Source organism: Pseudovibrio sp. FO-BEG1, assembly GCF_000236645.1.
Lineage (GTDB): Bacteria > Pseudomonadota > Alphaproteobacteria > Rhizobiales > Stappiaceae > Pseudovibrio.
Genome location: NC_016642.1, coordinates 1310529 through 1327344 on the forward strand (window position 1 = coordinate 1310529; position 16816 = coordinate 1327344).

The following is a 16816-nucleotide window of genomic DNA, read 5'->3' on the forward strand; positions in this document are numbered from 1 at the left end:
CTTTTTATTTGTAACTAATAAGAATAATTGTTAAATACGACCCTTCTCAACGAAGGTATCTGTTCTGTGATAACTCTGAATGAAGAGCTATTGATTGCGTCTGGTGGCATTCGCGATATCTATCAGCATCCCGAAAACCCGAAGGTTTGCATCAAAGTAGACCGTAGTTCAAGGGGACCTGCTGCCGGTTCCACACAGGCGGAAGCGCAGCTTTTTGAGAAACTGGTTGATCAAAGAGGGCAGCGAGACTTCATTGCAATCTCCAATTATAGAGGCCGTACTGAGACCAATCTGGGTTTCGGTGCGATGTTCGAATTGATCACGGACGAAACATCAGGACGTCCCTCTCAAATTTTGATGAAGATACTGCAGGAAGATCAGTTATTTATCCAAACAGATCGCTTTAAAAAGGCTCTTAAAGTCTTTCGGCGTGATTTGGTGAAAGATGCCGTGTTGTGTCAGGACATTCGCCCATGGAATATTTGCGTCCAAGAACTCGCTGATGGAGAACTCAAACTTGTTCTAATCGATGGTGTTGGGCACAAAAAGAAGCAATGGTTTGAGAGCATCAAGCCATTCATTCAAGCTAAAATGCTCTATTACTTTTTCAGCAAGTACATTTATCCGGAACACCGGCTACTTCAATTCTACAATCATCGGCGAAAAAGCTACGCTTGGAAGCCGGGTCCTCTGTTTTCAAAAAATGCCAATGCCAAAGATGAACTAGATCTAAACTCGTAATTTGGGGGAACTCTGGTCATGCCTCTTCAAAGAAAAACTTATCCCTGCCTTCCTGAAGCAGTCGGTCCTTATGTGCACGCAGTAGCACACCAGGGAACGCTACACATCTCAGGTCTCACCGCTTTCGCAACTGATGCTCAAGCGCAGGCAGCAGATCAGCAGGCTAAAGAGATCCTGTCGCAGATAGCTGCAGTTGCTGCGGAAGAAGGTGTAAGCCTTGCCAGTCTGATCAAAGTGACAATCTTTGTGACAGATTTGACTGAGCTGGGTGAGCTGCGATCTGTTCTTGCGGATGTTTATGGTGACAATCGGCCTGCCAGTTCACTCGTAGAAGTTCAGAACCTCTTTCACCCTGACTTAAAGATTGAAATCGAGGCGACATTAGCGCTCGATTAGGGCTGAAACGCTTGCTCCATTAAAGAAGATCAGGCATTGTGCGCTTCGGATTTCTGAATGATGGAGCACCGCGTGATCCCAATAGATGTACTAGCTGGTTTCTTCACCGTCACTGTTTTGCTGGCGCTGGCACCTGGTCCTGACAACATTTTTGTACTGACGCAGTCTGCTGTGTGCGGGCGCATGGCTGGGATTGCGGTCACGCTGGGGCTTTGTACAGGCCTCATCTTCCATACAACGGCGGTTGCGCTTGGTGTGTCTGCGATTTTTCAGGCTTCTGAGCTGGCGTTTACTGTCGTGAAGGTGCTTGGCGTTGGTTATCTGCTGTATCTCGCTTGGGGGGCGTTTAGAGCAAAACCTGAGCCTGTTCAGCAGAACAGCAAGGTTGATCATTCTTCGTTGATCCCCTTGTATCGCCGGGGCGTGATCATGAACATCACCAATCCTAAAGTCGCGATCTTCTTCCTTTCGTTCTTCCCGCAGTTTGTTGATCCTTCTTATGGTCCGGTAATGCCGCAGTTCCTGCAGTTGGGCATTGTGTTTATGCTTTCTGCAATTTTGGTTTTTGGCTCCATCGCTTTCGCAGCCGGTTCCATTGGCGATCGCTTGAGCAAATCTGTTACGGCTCAAAAGGTCATGAACCGTATTGCATCTGTTGTCTTTGTTGGCATGGCGCTGAAACTGGCTGCTGCCACACGATAGCGAACGGGTTCAACTGCTTCAGAAAAAAGAAAAGCCGCTGAGAAAGTTCTCGGCGGCTTTTTATTGTTCCAAATTCGGATCAAACTCACTCAGCAGGCATCATTGCTGCACCTTTTGCAGCTCGCGTGTTACCGCGTTTTTCCCGGAATGTATCAGCACTTGTCTTGGCAAGCATGATAACCGGGATGATCCCAACGAGTACGATACAGAGTGCAGGCAAGGCAGCGTCCTCAAAGGCCTCACGAGAGGCAGCATTGTACACCGTGGTCGCTAACGTCTCGAAGTTGAATGGGCGCAGCAGCAACGTTGCTGGAAGCTCCTTCATGCATTCTACGAAAGAGAGCAGAGTGGCTGACAAGATCACCGGTTTCATCAATGGCATATGCACGCGGCCCAAGGTTCCCCAGGCGGTCTGCCCAAGGCTACGAGAGGCCATATCGTAATGCGGTGTGATCTTGCCAAAACCGCCATCGATCTGACCGTAGGACATCGCCAGAAAACGCACAACATAGGCGTATATGAGCGCAGTACCTGAACCGATGAGCAGAAGGCCTGTACCAAAACCAAACAGGGCTTCTACACCCTCTGAGATCATATTGTCGAGTGCGGCAACGGGGAACAGAATACCTACCGCCAGAATGGTTCCCGGCACGGCATAGCCGATGGAAGCAATGCGACCCAATGTGGTGGTCACCTTGCTTGGAAACAGGCGACGGCGATAAGCAAGGGTCAGGCTGATGCCGATAGAAACAGCGGCAGCCACAGCAGCGAGCCAGAGCGTGTTGCCCGCTGCGGCCCAAAGGGCTGGCTCAAACAGATCTTCAACACGTCGGCTCGCACGGCTTAGGAGCAGTAATGCAGGGAATACAAAGCCCAGCACAATCGGCAGTGCACAGACAACGACAGCAACCCAGCCACGCCAGCCTTTCAGCTCATAGCTTGGCAGAGCGCGATATGTGCCCGTTGTCTGATGAAAACGCTGCTTACGACGACCGTAGTATTCGATAAACATCAGTGCCAGAACGAACACCAGCATGATGGTTGCGATCTGGGCAGCACCAGTCAGGTTCGAACGGTTCAACCAGGTATCGTAGACTGAGAACGTAAGGGTCTGAACGCCGAAGAAGGAAACTGCCCCAATGTCGTTCAGGCATTCCATCAGTGCCAGAGTCACACCAACCACGATAGCTGGGCGTGCCAAAGGCAGTGCAACCTTCCAGAAAAGGCGCATTGGACCTGCACCGAGTGTGCGGGAAACATCAAGAGCGCAAGCAGACTGGATCAGGAAGGACGCGCGTGCACTGAGGTAAACATAAGGGTAGAGAACAAACCCCATCACGAACATGGCGCCACCGAGAGAACGGATCTCTGGGAACCAGTAGTCACGAGAAGTTTTGAAGCCGAAGATATCGCGGATCAAGCCTTGAACTGGACCTGTGTAGTCCAGCAGCTCCACATAAGAGAACGCGATAATGTAGGTTGGAACAGCAAATGGCAGCAGCAATGCCAAATCAAACCAGCGCCGGCCAGGAAAGCGGCACATGGTAACAAGCCAAGCTGTACTGACACCAACCACGAAAACGATAATGCCAACGCCAACCATCAACTGAAACGTAGTGGAGATAGAGCGCGGCAGAATGGTTGAAATGAGGTGAGGCCATAGATTGACCGAAGACCCCATAGCCATAATAACAATTGCGAAAACCGGCATCACGACGAGGCCGGTTAAAAAGTAGGTACCAAACGCGAGAAGCCGCTCCCCTCGAGAAGAGGGGGCGGCAGTTCTGTATTGTGGCGATCCACTATGTCCGTGTCTGGATGTCATGGAATGGCTTCAACTCAATTTGGATATTGGAACTTAGCTGGATGGGCCGTTGTCGAAACCAACCACGTCAACCAGTTCACTTGCTTTCGCACGTTTCGCTGCAATCTCGTTCAGAGAGATTGGATCAGCTTTGAAGGTTCCCCAGGAAGCAACCAGTTCAGATGGCTTAACACCTGGCTTAACTGGGTACTCAAAGTTCTGTGCTGCATAGATAGCCTGAGCATCGCCAGAAGCAAGAAATTCCATCAGCTTTACAGCGTTGTCTTTGTTCGGTGCATGCTTCGCCAGAACCATACCGGAGATGTTCACGTGAGTGCCGCGATCAGCTGAGTTCGGGAACAGGATGCGTACGGAATCCGCCCAATCCTTCTGCTCAGGATCTTTCTCGTTGGTCTGCATTTTACCCATGTAGTAGGTATTGCCCAAGGAGATATCACACTCACCAGCAAAGATGGACTTAACCTGCGCGCGGTCGTTGCCGGTTGGCTTGCGGGCCAGATTGTCACGAACTGCTTCCAGCCACTTCTGTGCTTCAGCGTCGCCTTTGTGTGCAACCATGGAAGCAAAGAGGCCGATGGAGTAAACGTGCTGGCCAGAGCGTGTGCAGATGCGGCCCTTCCATTTTGGATCAGCAAGCTCTTCATAAGTGATGCTATCCTGAACAACGCGATCTTTGGATGCGTAGATAACACGTGCACGGGTGGTCAGACCGAACCAGTGGCCTTCTGCGTCACGCAGGTTTGCAGGAATGTTGCCATTGATAGCGTCGTTTTCAACGGCCTGAGTAACGCCAAGATCTTTTGCGCCTTGCAGACGTCCGATGTCCACGGAAAGAAGGATGTCAGCTGGAGAGTTCTTGCCTTCAGCTTTCATGCGCTCGCCAAGGCCTTTCTTAGCGAAAACAACGTTGGTTTTAACGCCGGTTTTCTCAGTAAACGCATCGAGAAGCGGTTTGATCAGTTCTGGCTGGCGGTAAGAGTAAATGTTCACTTCACCTTCTGCCTGCGCAGAAGCAACAAGGCCAGTTGTGCCAAGTGTGAAGCCAGCTACTGACAGCCCAATTCCCTTAAGCAACGTCTTCATCGATAGTCTCCTGAGTGATCGAATATGCGTCTGCAAACGCTTGTCATTTGCCGTTATATCGGAAAGTTGACTTTTGCTGTCAACTAATAAACTACGTGAAAACAAAGAGATAGAACTATTCTAAACTATGAGATTCAGCTTTTTTGCTGCTATCTGCCTGCAATTGCGAATGATTTTCAATTGCGGCTTACGTATACGCAGTCAAAAAGTTTACTGAAAAACTCAGAGTTGTTGAAAACAAGTGAGCCAGAAAGAGGAAAAGGGCGCGCTTGTTACGTGTCTAACGAACGGAAATGATTCCAATTTTACGGAATAGGCGTGTCGCCCTGAAGCACCTTGGCCATCCAGATACGGTTCATGTTTTGGCCGCATAAAATAAAAGAGGCTTTCTTACCTTGCAGGTTGCCTCGTTCTTTTGAAAGACCGGCAAGACCAGCTGCAGCGGCGCCCTCACTTGCATTGTGTGTAGTGCGGTAGAGCAAGCGGATAGCTTCTGCGATCTCGTCTTCATTTACACGAATGATGCGCTCCGCACCGGATCGGATTAATGCAAATGCCTCTCGGGCTGGACCTCGTACGCTGATGCCTTCAGCGAAGGTATTGGCCGAGGAGGTCAGCGTGTATTCACCAGCTTCCATGGACCGGGCACATCCATCTGCTTTCTCTGCAACCACGCCAATGATCTTTGTGTTCAACCCAAAGAGGTCGCGAACGGAAATCAGGCCGCAGATGCCTGTGCCCAAGCCAACGGGAACATAGATCGCATCAAGGTCCTTGATCGCGCGGAAAATCTCCAAAGCATAAGTGGCTGCACCCAAAACGAGATCATAGTCAAATCCGGGAGAAAGCACTTGCTTAGAATCCTCAGCCATCTGGCAGGCGAAGTCGTGAGCCTCTTCAAAATCCTTCCCATGCTCAATGAGGAAGGCGCCGTAGCTCTGTATTGCTCCAGTTGTTTCTTTGGAGGTGCCTTGGGGGACAACAATCGCAGCTCGCTGATGCAGCACCTTAGCAGCCCAGGCCATGCCTAAGCCGAAGTTTCCGCGTGTTGCGGCAACGAAACTGGTAGAGCTGATATGACGTTGAGATTGACGCAGAAGATAGAGCAGTGCACAGCGAGCTTTGAAAGAGCCCGTAGGCGCATGGTTCTCATGCTTGATGAAAACCTCACATCCCAAAGCGTCATTCAGCAAAGGCCAGCTGTAAAGCGCTGTTGGCACCATGTAGCGCCGCAACTCGTGCGAAGCGTCTTCCAAAGCGGCCAGTGTGAGCATGCGGATCTCCTGCAATGGTCAAACCACCACAGGAGCGCGTTATTCGGCGAGAACTCGCTGAGGTGGGAAGGTGACTTCAGCCAGCGTACCTTCATCCTCTTCAGAATTTATTGAAAACGAAGCACGGTTCGCTTCCACAAGGGCTTTGGTTAATGGAAGACCAAGACCAGACCCTTCTGTTGAGGCTGAGGCGTTGAGACGACGGAACGGCTGAAGCGCTGCTTCAAGATCAGCCTTCGACATGCCATGACCCGTATCGCGCACCCGTAAATGAACTTCCCCATTAGGATCAAGCACAAGCGAGACAATCACCTGACCACCGGAGCGGTTGAACTTGATGGCGTTGGAAAGCAGATTCAGAGTGATCTGACGAAGTGTCTTTGGATCAGCAACGATCTTCGGAACGGATAACGGTGTACTCGCACGAATGATGACACGCTGCTCATTGGCTTGAGGCTGTAACAAAGCAACGCATTCATTGATAATATCCGCCGCTGAAACGGCTTCAAACGCGAGGTCCATCTTACCGGCTTCAATCTTGGCAAGATCAAGCAGATCATTGATGAGTGTCAGCATGTGAGAGCAAGAGCGATGGATATCGCGTGCATACTCTTTATAGCGCACGTTGCCCAGCTCACCGAAACGCTCTTCCTGCATCACCTCGGAGAACCCGATTACGGCGTTCAGCGGTGTGCGGATCTCATGGCTGATCTTTGTCAGATACTCAGACTTGTGCGTGTTGGCTTCCTCAGCCTTGTAACGCGCGCTGACCAACTCTTCTTCAGCACGTTTGAATTGCGTGATGTCACGTAGAACTGCACAGAACAGCTGCTCATTGGCACTGCCGACGCGTCCCATACTCAGGAAGGTTGGAAAGATATCGCCATCCAATGTCTGGCAAATTATCTCACGACCGTCATTGAGCACGCTGGAAACACCGTTCGCAACCAGACCATCCAGATAATCGAGCGCTGCGATGTGGCTTTCATCTGCCAGGAAGGTCGTAAATGGAGCGCCAAGAAGATCGTCTTCGCTGGCATTGAATAAGGCTTCTGCTGAGTGGTTCGCACTGCGGATGATGCCGCGCTGATCCATTACGAGCACACCGTCGGTTGCTGTGGCCAGCACAGACTCCAATTCTTCAATCCGCGTATGCAGATGTTCCACTTGAGAACTGGAAGCTACTGGAGCCGATGCATGCGATGCAGGCGCAGAAGTGCTTGCTGAAGCCTCATTCTGGATCTTCTCGACCACTGAAATCATCAGGGCCTGAGCGCCATTCCACGGAACCGCGTGCATACGCGCGTCAACAGAAAGCACACCGCCTTCCGCAAGTCGTACATGAACAATCCGGTCCACGGTTTGAGGGCTTGGAGTAGGGCATTCTTCCGGCTCAGCGAAGATAGCTTCCAGACCGCCTGCCTCGTTCAGTGCTTCGAAGCGCTCATAGCCGAGCAGCTCAAGCAAGGTGTCATTGGCGTAGACAACGTCTCGATCACGAACAACAGCAACGCCAATCGGCAAGCGATCCAGCAAACGCGGATCAATCGGCGCAACGATTGGCTTATCCGGAATGCGTCCGGTCTTTTCACGAGCGCGCTCTGCTGCTTCCTCTATGTCTGGTGGGACACGAGGCAGGACCACATGGGTCACATTGTCTTGCTTTGGCTCAGCCTCAACAGCTTCTTCGCGTGTTGTTGGCTCTGCCGGCAGTGGAATGATATTGTCTGGGGTTTTAGTGGCTTCTTCTGAAGCTTCATGTTCAACAACATCGGTTTCTGCAACAGCAACAGCTGCAGCTTCCTCTGGTGTTGTCGGAACGTCTTCAATGGCTTCCGCCGGAGCAACAGCAACCTTCGCAGCCTGCTCTTCTTTCTTTTCTGCTCCAAGCGCACGGGCAATCTTGTCGAATGCGTCCTGCTCAGGCTTAGAAAGACCAGTGTTTTCGCGGGCAACTGGATGCTTGTCAACCAAGCGCACAATGCTGTTGGTCAGCTCTGCAAGGCTGCGCGGGCCAGCTCTGCTTTGCTTCTGAGGTGCGTCAGGCAGATTAGCAATGGCGCGCTCAAAATCATCCTTGCTGGTTGGCTCAGGAATGGTCGGCGCAGCGCTAACACTCTCAACGGCTTCCGCTGCCACTGCTTCAGGCTCTGTCAGATCCTCTTCAAAAGCCTGCAGATCTGTCTCAGCGGTTGCGTGTTCGACCTGTTCAGGAGCCGGGGCTTCAGCATCTGCCATTGCTGGCTCAGATTGCTCTTCCATCTGAGGTTCAACTTCAGCCGGAACGGCAATCTCTAAAGGATCGGTTGGATCGCGAAGAACGTCTGCATCTGTCAGCTGCAAAAAGCCTTCGTTCTCTTCAACCTCAAGCTCTTCTTCTTCCTGAAGGAAGTGTAGACCTTCCTCATGAGAAGGCTCTTTTGCAGCCGCTGGAATGTCGGCTTCCGGCTCACTTTCAGCTTCAACTTCGGGCTCTGCAACCGTCTCAACAACAATTGCGGCCTCTGCCGTTATTTCTTCAGAGGCATCATGCTCCGGTTGATCTTCAGCAAGCTTCGATGCGGCTTTATCTTCCGCGTCCTCATCTTCTTCCTCGTTGAAGTCGATGATCAACTCAGGAATATCTGGCTCGCTCTGAAGAAAACCAGGGGCGGTGACACCATCATCCAGCAGCTCATCAACGATCTCAGGCGCCAGATGGGGCTCTGTTTCGGAAAGCGCTTCAATGGGTGGCACTTCATCTTGAACAAAGCGCTCAGGCTGATCATGTTCAAGCGTAAGTGCCAAATCCGGTGCTTCAACTGCTTCTGGTTCAACAGGAGTTGCGTCGGAAGGGGCAATCGTATCATCGCTCTCTTCATTCAGCGCTGCTCGCAGTTTGGCAAGGACTGCAAGCGGATCAACAATCTCTTCGGCTTTCTTGGCATCAACACTGCGGATAACCCCAAATCCACGCAGTCCGTCATACTCACCGTTCTTTGTCTCCACCGGTTGAGCGGAGAGATCCAAAGGAACAACTTTGTTTGAGTTACAGGCAGGCCAAAGCACTGTCGCGCCGGTAATCGCGCGTTGCTTTTTTATAGCCTTGGAAATCGCAGGCACCTTGCCCATTTTCAGCTTTTTGCGGACAGCATCAAACGGCAAGCCGATCAGTGCGGCATCCTGTGGGCCCAAAAGCTCGGCGAACTCCTTCGAGAAGCTGCGAAAGCAACCGTTTCGGTCCAGCTCCCAAGTGAAGCGGATCGGCCGTTGTCGGCGTTTAAAGACAAAGTCAGCCACGAGCTCGGTCCTTACTCTGAAGGTTTCCCAAGAAGGGGTTGGTTGAGAAACGCAATCTACTCTCTTTCACAGGCACCAAGGCACAATGCGGGCGGTGCTATCAAATGATATCTGGTTTGAAACGGGCATGTAAGCGACTTCAGCGGTTTTGCTGTAAGCTTACTAAAGAAACCTGCCTCAATTTATCAGGGGTATATTTTCCCAATTATAGCCCCACCCTAACTTATCTGTAAGCTTTGAAAAACCAGAGCTTGCCTTTCATGGCAACCCACCCACCGGCATTTTCAAAAGCTAAATCCTGATAAAGGCTTAGACTTTAACAAATGAAGGCTGAAGTTCGCATCTGTCAATTCCAATAGAAGCGACCTGCTCAATTATTCACCCCCCAATCCTTGTATACTTAAGGTACCGTAAACTGCGGTGCTCGTCTAAGCTCCTATTTTCTTTCCCTATGGTTAAGTATAGCATTGCCACACCAGAGTAAACGAGTTGCAAATAGGGGAGGGAATAGGCCCTTTCTGCACGACCAACAGAACCTTAAACACGAAGGGTGGAGGCTTGAGCATGGTAGATACAAAAGTTCCTTTTGAAGTTTCAGATCAAATGCGTGAGTTTGCTGATCGAAGCATCGATCAGGCACGCAAGGCTTTTGATCACTTCATGGATGCAACCGAGAATGCGGTCAGCAGCATGGAAGATGCCTCAAGCACAATGCAGGAGGATTCCTCCGATATGCACCGCCAGGCCCTCGCGTTTGCAGAGCAAAACGTAAACTCAGCATTCGAACTCGCACAGCGCATGTTTCAGGTTAAAGATATGGAAGAGCTGGTGAGCCTTCAGCAGGAGTATCTGCACAAACAGATGGAACAGACTGGCGCTCAAATGCGTGAGATGGGCGAAAAAGCCTCTCGTACAGTCAAAGAAGTTGCCAAGAAAGCCGGTGATTTTTAAGGGCTGTTTCGGAGCTGAGTCTCCCTCTAATAAAAGCAGAGAATGAGGCGTATCCTCGCCTCGTTCATGGTGTGCTTCTGAAACCTCTCGCTGCAAAGCCGGGATTTGCACCGCCAGAATAAAAAAGTTTTCTTCTTCCAATCAGCAGCTTAAGTGAGATTGTAATTGTTGCACTGCAAAATAATGTTGCAATGCACAAAATAGCTCCTATATTAATCTCAAGTTGACCTAAGGGGAGACGGTTTTCTCCCTCTCGATCCTTTGTGTTCCTCCCAAGACGATAAGGAGCAATCCCAATGACTACTGCAAAAGTTGATACTGCGAAATCCGAGAAAAAGGCTGAAGAGACCGCTCAGAAAGCCACTAAGTCTGTAGAGAATGAGGTGTTTGCTATGAACAAAATGGAAGTACCTGCATTTATCCAGGAAATGACCGAAAAGAGCGTAGATCAGGCTCGTGAAGGTTATGCGAAAGTGAAATCTGCTTCTGAAGAAGCAACTGCAATGCTCGAAGAGACCATGGAAGTGACTCGCGACAGCATTATGGAAATCAACCTCAAGGCTGTCGATGCTGCAAAGGATAACTCCGAAGCTGCATTCTCACACATCCGCGACATGTTTGGTGTGAAGAGCCTGTCTGAAGCGATCGAACTTCAGTCTGCTTACAATCGCAAGCAGTACGACACGATCAGCCAGCAGGTGAAAGACATGCAGGAAACAGCAACGAAACTTGCGACCAGCATGTCTCAGCCAGCCAAAGAGGCGTTCGACAAGTCCATGAAAGAAATGAAGCTCGCATAAGCCCGGCTAATTTTTTCCAAAAAATACATATCCTCCCGATTGGATTGCACAGCATTTTGCAACTCAGGCGGGAGGATTTTGTGTTTAAGCCTCTGAAAAACAGAGTGAAACCACCTAGTCGCAGTGGGTAAGTGCCAATTTTTTATCAGTGTTGTGGACTTTTTTCATTTTGATGTTTCAAGGGACTTGCCAACCTCAAAAATTGAACCTATGTTCCGCGCCACTGGCAAGCAGACGTAGCTCAGTTGGTTAGAGCGTCGGATTGTGGCTCCGAAGGTCGGTGGTTCGAATCCACTCGTCTGTACCATCTCTTCTTAAGGCTCCTTAGTGAGATAGATGAGATCATCTGCTTCGCCAGTTCTTTTCCCTAACACTTTGAAAAAACTTTTTTATTCCTGTGGCAACTGCTTGGGAATGAGAATGGCGTTTGCATTCTTCTCGATTATTTCTCCCAGCCAGAATGCGCAGTCAGACTGCTCAAATAAATCCTCAAAGTTTGCATCACTATCCGCACCCTGCAACACGTTGAAGTTTGAAGGGTTGCCGATCTTGGGCCATGTCCAAAGCTTCCAGTCTTTAGAAGGACCTGCTTCCGGTGTCTTGGCAAACTGAGCCCACAGAGCGTTCATTTTTACGGCAAGCGCTTTGTCTTCTTCCGTTGAGTTTGGGGGCATGTTGTTGAAGACAAACGGCAGTTCCGAAGCATGGCAGGCATTGCCCCACTGGTTTTGAGGACCGCAAACATTATTCACCTTTGGATTTGTAGGGGGCTTCTCCATGTTCTCAACGGACGTCTGCGCGAAGAAGTAAAGCCACGTGTTATTGGTCGGCTTCTCTCTCTCAATGTTTGCGGACATCGTCGGGCAAGCGAAAACAGAGTTGCCAATCAAGTTGGAAAGAGCTGTTGCCGGTGTCTTGGGCTGCAGGCCATGAGCAGCAGGTGTTTGGGCGCCATAACCCTCGCGTCCAACGATTAGCATCGGATTTTCATAGTCACGTCCAAGAATGCCATTGAATGTCACCGCATTCAGATTGCCAGTTGCGTCAATGAAATTGGCAAACAAAACGCCCTCATCCTTGTTGAAGCCCAGCATCAAAGGCTTCTCGTTGCCTTTCTCCATCTGCACATTTGGCTGTTCCTTCAGGAAGCTTCCGTCAATAATTGGCGAAAACGCAATGCTGCCGGGCAGGGCGCTCAAGAATACGCCCTTTTTAAAGAGGTGGTCCTGCAGCAGAGCTTGAGCGAGAAGAATTTGTCGTGTGGTTGCCTTCTCAAGATCATCCAGCTGAGCCGTCAACGCGCATTCGTCTGATTCCGGATTGCGAATGGCAGCACGCAGACATTTCAGATAGAAGTAAAACAGATCCCGGCCTTCTTCCTTATTGCGATATTTATAGGAGGCTGCGCTGCTCTGCATGATCCCCGCACGGAACAGGTCCTTGGAGCTGTCTGCGCTGAACATATGCAATCCAACCGCCATAGCGCCAGAGCTGACGCCAAAGATCGTCACCTGATCAGGATCTCCCCCGAAGGAGGTGATGTGCTTCTGCACCCACTTCAGGGCTGTTTGCTGATCCTGAAGACCATAGTTCCCACCATTCGACGGTTCTTGCCCTGTAATCCCATCTGTTGCCAATGTACCCAGAATGCCAAGGCGGAAGTTGACGGTCACCAGAACAATATTCTGGTCAGCGGAGAAAGATTTGCCCGTGTAAAGTTCAATGATCTCGCCATCAGCAGCGTGATATGCCTTATCAGCCCCACCAGCCATGAACCCACCACCATGGAAAAACACCATAACCGGCAGCTTGCTAAGGTTCTTGATGGCTCCAGCCGGCGCCCAGATGTTCATGTAGAGGCAGTCTTCCTCACCACGGAGCTGATCCTTAGGATTCCAGATTGGTTGCGGACAGCGGGCGCCGTATTGCAAAGCCTCGTAGCCGTTGGGCTCATATTCATCAAACACACTGGAAGGCTGCCAACGCGCCGCTTGTCCGTACTGCACTCCTTTGAAGACACTTAGCAGCTGGCTGCCACTGTCATCGGCTTTGCCGCACAGGATCTTCTTGTTGCTCAGGGTAATGCAGGGCTGTTCAGGCGGAGCAGGCTGGTCCGGCGCAAAAAGCAGCTGATCATCAGCATTTGGGCTTTGAGCATATGACCCTGTTATAGTGAGAATGCTGAATGCTAGTGCAAGCACCGTTTTCATGGAACCCCGCCTTCTTATCTGTTTTGGGCTTCCTCTAGTGTTCGTCTTTTAGGAAAAAACGGCGTTAAACAGCATGCTTTAAAATGCCTTGCCGAAATTGTGGCATTTTTTTGAGTGTCAAAATGCTTTGTTTAATTCATTGATGATTTTTGTGACTGCTATCACAAACCAAAGAAAATGGCTGTTTTCAGCGACAAATCCGGTGGAATTCAAGGACACTGTCCTCTTGAGCACTTGTATTAGGAGCCCAGTGGCTTTTGATAGGGTTAATGTTCGAAGTGAGGCCAGATTCACGACGATTCATCTGACCCTCAAAATTACGATGTGAGAATTTTAAATGAAAAAACTGATGCACGCCGCGATTGCTATTGTTCTCGGCCTTTCCGTTGCAGCATGTACCACAACCAATCCGTACACTGGTGAGTCCCGCATTTCCAAAACCGCTGGCGGTGCTGGCCTTGGTGCTGCGACCGGCGCAATCATCGGTGCGATCGCTGGTGGTAAAAGCGCACGCGTTGAAGGTGCTCTCGTTGGTGCCGCAGCAGGCGGCCTGATTGGTGGCGGTATCGGCAACTACATGGACCGTCAGGAAGCACAGCTTCGTCAGCAGCTCCAGTCCTCTGGCGTTTCCGTAACCCGTAACGGCAACCAGATCGTTCTGAACATGCCAAACGATGTGACCTTCGCTGTTGGTCAGGCAACTCTGTCTTCCCGCGCAATGCAGGTACTGAACAGTGTTGCTCTCGTAGCTAAAGAGTTCCCGCAGACCCGCCTGAACGTTTACGGTCACACCGACAACACCGGTTCTGCTCAGTTCAACCTGCAGCTTTCCCAGCGCCGTGCTGATTCCGTCAGCAACTACCTGTTCAATCAGGGCGTCAACGGTGCACGCATCTCCGCAGCAGGTTACGGCCTGACCAGCCCGATTGCTTCCAACGCGACCGAAGCTGGCCGTGCGCAGAACCGTCGCGTAGAAATCATCCTGTCTCCACTGAACTAATCAGTCTGACAGGCAAAAGTTTTAGAACGCGGTCCCTTACCGGGGCCGCGTTTTTTGTTAGTCTCTCATCGGCAACAGGGGAGGCTTGCACATGACACAAAACGATCTGGCTGCATCACATTTCCAGAGCGCTGGAGAGAACTACGCGAAGTATCGCCCAACTTATCCTCCTGAGCTTGTCGAATTTCTGGCGGCTCAATGTAAGCATCACAATCTTGCAGTGGATGTTGGCTGCGGAACAGGCCAGTTCAGCGCCTTGATTGCCCAGTACTTCCAGCAAGTCCTAGCCACCGACGTCAGCACTTCTCAGATTGAGAATGCAGCACCTGTTCCAAAAGTCCGTTTTGCAGTAGAACCTGCGGAGCAATGCTCAGCCAAAGAGGATAGTGTTGACCTGATCGTTGCGGCACAAGCCGCCCACTGGTTTGATCTGCCGAGTTTTTATAAGGAAGCCAGACGTATCGCCGTCCCTGGCTGTGTGATCGCATTGGTCAGTTACGGCGTCCTCTCCATGGACAACGCTAAATGCAATGATCGCTTTCGCCAGTTCTACTACGATGAAATCGGCCCTTACTGGCCACCTGAGCGCCAGCACGTCGACAATGGCTATGCCAGTTTTGACTTCCCTTTTGAGGAGCTAAGCTACCCAGCAATGTCCATTGAGCGAGATTGGACACTGGAGCAGTTTCTCGGCTACGTCCGCACATGGTCATCAGTGAAAGCGGCAGGCAAGGAAGGTAAAGCAAGCCTTATGGACCGCTTTGCAGAAGAGCTTGCAGGCCTTTGGGGGGACCCGCAAGAACTCCGCAAAATCAGTTGGCCCGTCGCAATGCGACTGGGCCGTATCTGATTATTAGCAGGTATTACAAACTGCTCGGCCACCGAGTGTGTAGGTCGTCAATCTTGAACTCATGCACGTGGCTCTTACCCACTTTGTCGACGCCTTTGGCCCAGTGCGGGTCATTGTCTGGCAGGTCTTCGTGGCTATGACGCAGCTTTTGCGCATCTTTGCTCGGCCACAACACCATGGCGGTAAACACGCTGATCCACGCCAGAGCCGCCATGGAAAGAAAACTGGTGGGAATACCAAAGCTGGAACCAACCCAGCCTGCCAGCGGATATCCAACCAGCCAACACACATGGCTGAGCGCAAACTGACTGGCAAACACGGATGGCAGATCACTCCCTGTTGCTGACCGTCGCAAAACACGACCTGAGGGCGTCTGTGCCGCAGAATAACCAAGCCCCATCAGGAACCAGAGTGGCAATAGCTGCGTAAAGCTGCTCAGAAGAAAACCAAAGCTCAGACACACGGCCATCACACTGGCGCCAAGAATCATAACACTCCGGTCTTTGAAGCGTTCCAGCACCTTCGGTAGGCTGAGGGCCGTAATCATGGAACCCGCACCAAAACAAGCCAGAGCAATGGCAACATCATCAGCTTGCAGCCCAAACGTGCCTTGCACGATCACCACAGTGTTCACAATTACCATGGCACCGCCCGCAGCAACAGCCAGATAAACAGCCAGCATGCCGCGCAGGCGAGGGGTACTCAGGTAGATACGCGTTCCCTGTGTAATACGCTTCACTGTACGCTGGTTCTCAATCGGCTTCAGCTTGGGCAAGGTGACGGACACAACAAGCGCAGCAGAAGCGAGGAAGCCAATCACCGTGCCGCCAAATAGTCCATGGAAGTTGATCACCAACAGCAATCCAGCTGCAATCGTTGGGCTCAGCAGGTTCTCCAGATCATAAGCAAGACGGCTGAGAGAGAGGGCGTTTGTATAGTCTTTCTCTTCTGGCAAAACGTCTGGAATAACCGCCTGAAAGCTAGGTGTGAACGCAGCCGATGCGGATTGCAGCACAAAGATGAGCACGTAGATCTGCCAGATCTCGGTCACGAAAGGCAGAGCAAGTGCAACCGCCGCACGGATAAGGTCGAGACCCACAAGCACAGCACGCCGTGGTAGACGCTCAACAAAAGCCGCGGCGATGGGAGCTAGCCCAACATAAGCAATCATCTTGATCGCAAATGCGGTTCCAAGCACTGAGCCTGCTTCATCGCCGGCGATGTTAAACGCAAGTAGGCTCAGCGCGACAGTGGCCAGGCCAGTACCGAACAGCGCAATAACTTGGGCAAGAAACAGGTGGCGATAGGTACGGTTCGCGAGTACGGAAAGCACGCGGAAACTCCTTTGGCTTCTTGTTTTCTTGAGTTGAGTATATCCCCCTACAGGTAACGGGAGATTGCCTTGAACTCTTCAATCGTTTGCTCGGAATTTGCTTCCGGATTATCGACAGCATCATCAAGGCAGTGGTCGAGGTGATCGTAGATCAGGGTCTTTTTCGCCTGCATCACTGCTTTCTCAACCGCATGAAGTTGTTGAGCTATTTCCACGCAAGGCCGACCATCCTCAATCATGTCAATGATCGAGCGCAGGTGCCCATTGGCGCGTTTCAGGCGATTAACAATTCCCGGATGGGACTGGTGTGTATGCTTCTCAGTCATGACTCGCTTGTATCCCCCCTAGGGGGATATTGCAAGAAGGCTTCAG

General features: G+C 51.0%; 14 protein-coding genes and 1 tRNA gene. 8 read left to right on the forward strand and 7 right to left on the reverse strand.

Annotated features, from left to right (window positions below; all coding sequences use genetic code 11):
* Positions 1 to 27 precede the first annotated feature (27 nt).
* Genes PSE_RS06055 through PSE_RS06065 form a run of 3 tightly spaced genes read left to right on the forward strand, consistent with a single transcriptional unit; the run spans position 28 to position 1839 of the window.
* Complete coding sequence (locus PSE_RS06055) at positions 28 to 741, forward strand: YrbL family protein (protein WP_208998097.1); 714 nt, start codon at positions 28 to 30, stop codon at positions 739 to 741.
* An 18-nt stretch (positions 742 to 759) separates the two neighbouring features.
* Positions 760 to 1137: a RidA family protein gene (locus PSE_RS06060; RefSeq protein WP_014284051.1), complete on the forward strand. Its 378-nt coding sequence runs from the start codon at positions 760 to 762 to the stop codon at positions 1135 to 1137.
* 57 nt (positions 1138 to 1194) lie between these two features.
* The gene (locus tag PSE_RS06065; RefSeq protein WP_014284052.1) at positions 1195 to 1839 is read left to right on the forward strand and encodes a LysE family translocator; all 645 of its coding nucleotides are present in this window, start codon (positions 1195 to 1197) and stop codon (positions 1837 to 1839) included.
* An 85-nt stretch (positions 1840 to 1924) separates the two neighbouring features.
* Here the strand turns inward: PSE_RS06065 and PSE_RS06070 are convergent, their stop codons facing one another.
* The 4 genes from PSE_RS06070 to PSE_RS06085 all read right to left on the reverse strand — a co-directional run bounded on the left by PSE_RS06070 (position 1925) and on the right by PSE_RS06085 (position 9300).
* The gene (locus tag PSE_RS06070) at positions 1925 to 3550 is read right to left on the reverse strand and encodes an iron ABC transporter permease (RefSeq protein WP_041768045.1); all 1626 of its coding nucleotides are present in this window, start codon (positions 3548 to 3550) and stop codon (positions 1925 to 1927) included.
* Between the two features lie 147 nt (positions 3551 to 3697).
* Positions 3698 to 4747 (reverse strand): Fe(3+) ABC transporter substrate-binding protein, encoded by a 1050-nt coding sequence (locus tag PSE_RS06075; RefSeq protein ID WP_014284054.1) that lies wholly within the window; start codon positions 4745 to 4747, stop codon positions 3698 to 3700.
* 305 nt (positions 4748 to 5052) lie between these two features.
* Positions 5053 to 6021 carry a threonine dehydratase gene (locus PSE_RS06080; RefSeq protein WP_041768047.1) on the reverse strand — a complete coding sequence of 323 codons (969 nt, stop codon included), beginning with the start codon at positions 6019 to 6021 and terminating at the stop codon, positions 5053 to 5055.
* A 39-nt stretch (positions 6022 to 6060) separates the two neighbouring features.
* Positions 6061 to 9300: a PAS domain-containing sensor histidine kinase gene (locus PSE_RS06085; RefSeq protein WP_014284056.1), complete on the reverse strand. Its 3240-nt coding sequence runs from the start codon at positions 9298 to 9300 to the stop codon at positions 6061 to 6063.
* Positions 9301 to 9864: 564 nt separating this feature from the next.
* Between PSE_RS06085 and PSE_RS06090 the strand changes: the two genes are divergently transcribed.
* The 3 genes from PSE_RS06090 (at position 9865) to PSE_RS06100 (ending at position 11358) form a co-directional block, all read left to right on the forward strand.
* A complete protein-coding gene (locus tag PSE_RS06090) occupies positions 9865 to 10251 on the forward strand; it encodes a phasin family protein (protein WP_014284057.1) in 387 nt (128 codons plus the stop codon).
* A 296-nt stretch (positions 10252 to 10547) separates the two neighbouring features.
* Positions 10548 to 11051, forward strand: coding sequence for a phasin (locus tag PSE_RS06095; RefSeq protein ID WP_014284058.1), 504 nt, complete (start codon positions 10548 to 10550; stop codon positions 11049 to 11051).
* 230 nt (positions 11052 to 11281) lie between these two features.
* A tRNA-His gene (locus PSE_RS06100) sits at positions 11282 to 11358 on the forward strand.
* Positions 11359 to 11440: 82 nt separating this feature from the next.
* Here the strand turns inward: PSE_RS06100 and PSE_RS06105 are convergent.
* Complete coding sequence (locus PSE_RS06105; protein ID WP_014284059.1) at positions 11441 to 13261, reverse strand: carboxylesterase family protein; 1821 nt, start codon at positions 13259 to 13261, stop codon at positions 11441 to 11443.
* A gap of 337 nt (positions 13262 to 13598) precedes the next feature.
* Between PSE_RS06105 and PSE_RS06110 the strand changes: the two genes are divergently transcribed.
* Both PSE_RS06110 and PSE_RS06115 read left to right on the forward strand, forming a co-directional pair.
* Positions 13599 to 14261 carry an OmpA family protein gene (locus PSE_RS06110; RefSeq protein WP_008552718.1) on the forward strand — a complete coding sequence of 221 codons (663 nt, stop codon included), beginning with the start codon at positions 13599 to 13601 and terminating at the stop codon, positions 14259 to 14261.
* 91 nt (positions 14262 to 14352) lie between these two features.
* Entirely contained in the window at positions 14353 to 15111 is a 759-nt protein-coding gene (locus PSE_RS06115; RefSeq protein WP_014284061.1) for a class I SAM-dependent methyltransferase, read from the forward strand.
* 13 nt (positions 15112 to 15124) lie between these two features.
* Here PSE_RS06115 and PSE_RS06120 read toward each other — a convergent pair whose 3' ends face one another.
* On the reverse strand, positions 15125 to 16444 hold the full coding sequence (locus PSE_RS06120; protein WP_014284062.1) for an MFS transporter: 1320 nt from the start codon (positions 16442 to 16444) through the stop codon (positions 15125 to 15127).
* Between the two features lie 47 nt (positions 16445 to 16491).
* A complete protein-coding gene (locus PSE_RS06125) occupies positions 16492 to 16770 on the reverse strand; it encodes a metal-sensing transcriptional repressor (protein WP_008552792.1) in 279 nt (92 codons plus the stop codon).
* Positions 16771 to 16816: the final 46 nt, after the last annotated feature.

Excerpts from the sequence above, each read along its gene's own strand:
- PSE_RS06060 (WP_014284051.1), top strand. The coding sequence starts at position 760 with ATGCCTCTTCAAAGAAAAACTTATCCCTGCCTTCCTGAAGCAGTCGGT.
- PSE_RS06065 (WP_014284052.1), top strand. The coding sequence starts at position 1,195 with ATGATGGAGCACCGCGTGATCCCAATAGATGTACTAGCTGGTTTCTTC.
- PSE_RS06070 (WP_041768045.1), bottom strand. The coding sequence starts at position 3,550 with ATGCCGGTTTTCGCAATTGTTATTATGGCTATGGGGTCTTCGGTCAAT.
- PSE_RS06075 (WP_014284054.1), bottom strand. The coding sequence starts at position 4,747 with ATGAAGACGTTGCTTAAGGGAATTGGGCTGTCAGTAGCTGGCTTCACA.
- PSE_RS06080 (WP_041768047.1), bottom strand. The coding sequence starts at position 6,021 with ATGCTCACACTGGCCGCTTTGGAAGACGCTTCGCACGAGTTGCGGCGC.
- PSE_RS06090 (WP_014284057.1), top strand. The coding sequence starts at position 9,865 with ATGGTAGATACAAAAGTTCCTTTTGAAGTTTCAGATCAAATGCGTGAG.
- PSE_RS06095 (WP_014284058.1), top strand. The coding sequence starts at position 10,548 with ATGACTACTGCAAAAGTTGATACTGCGAAATCCGAGAAAAAGGCTGAA.
- PSE_RS06105 (WP_014284059.1), bottom strand. The coding sequence starts at position 13,261 with ATGAAAACGGTGCTTGCACTAGCATTCAGCATTCTCACTATAACAGGG.
- PSE_RS06110 (WP_008552718.1), top strand. The coding sequence starts at position 13,599 with ATGAAAAAACTGATGCACGCCGCGATTGCTATTGTTCTCGGCCTTTCC.
- PSE_RS06115 (WP_014284061.1), top strand. The coding sequence starts at position 14,353 with ATGACACAAAACGATCTGGCTGCATCACATTTCCAGAGCGCTGGAGAG.
- PSE_RS06125 (WP_008552792.1), bottom strand. The coding sequence starts at position 16,770 with ATGACTGAGAAGCATACACACCAGTCCCATCCGGGAATTGTTAATCGC.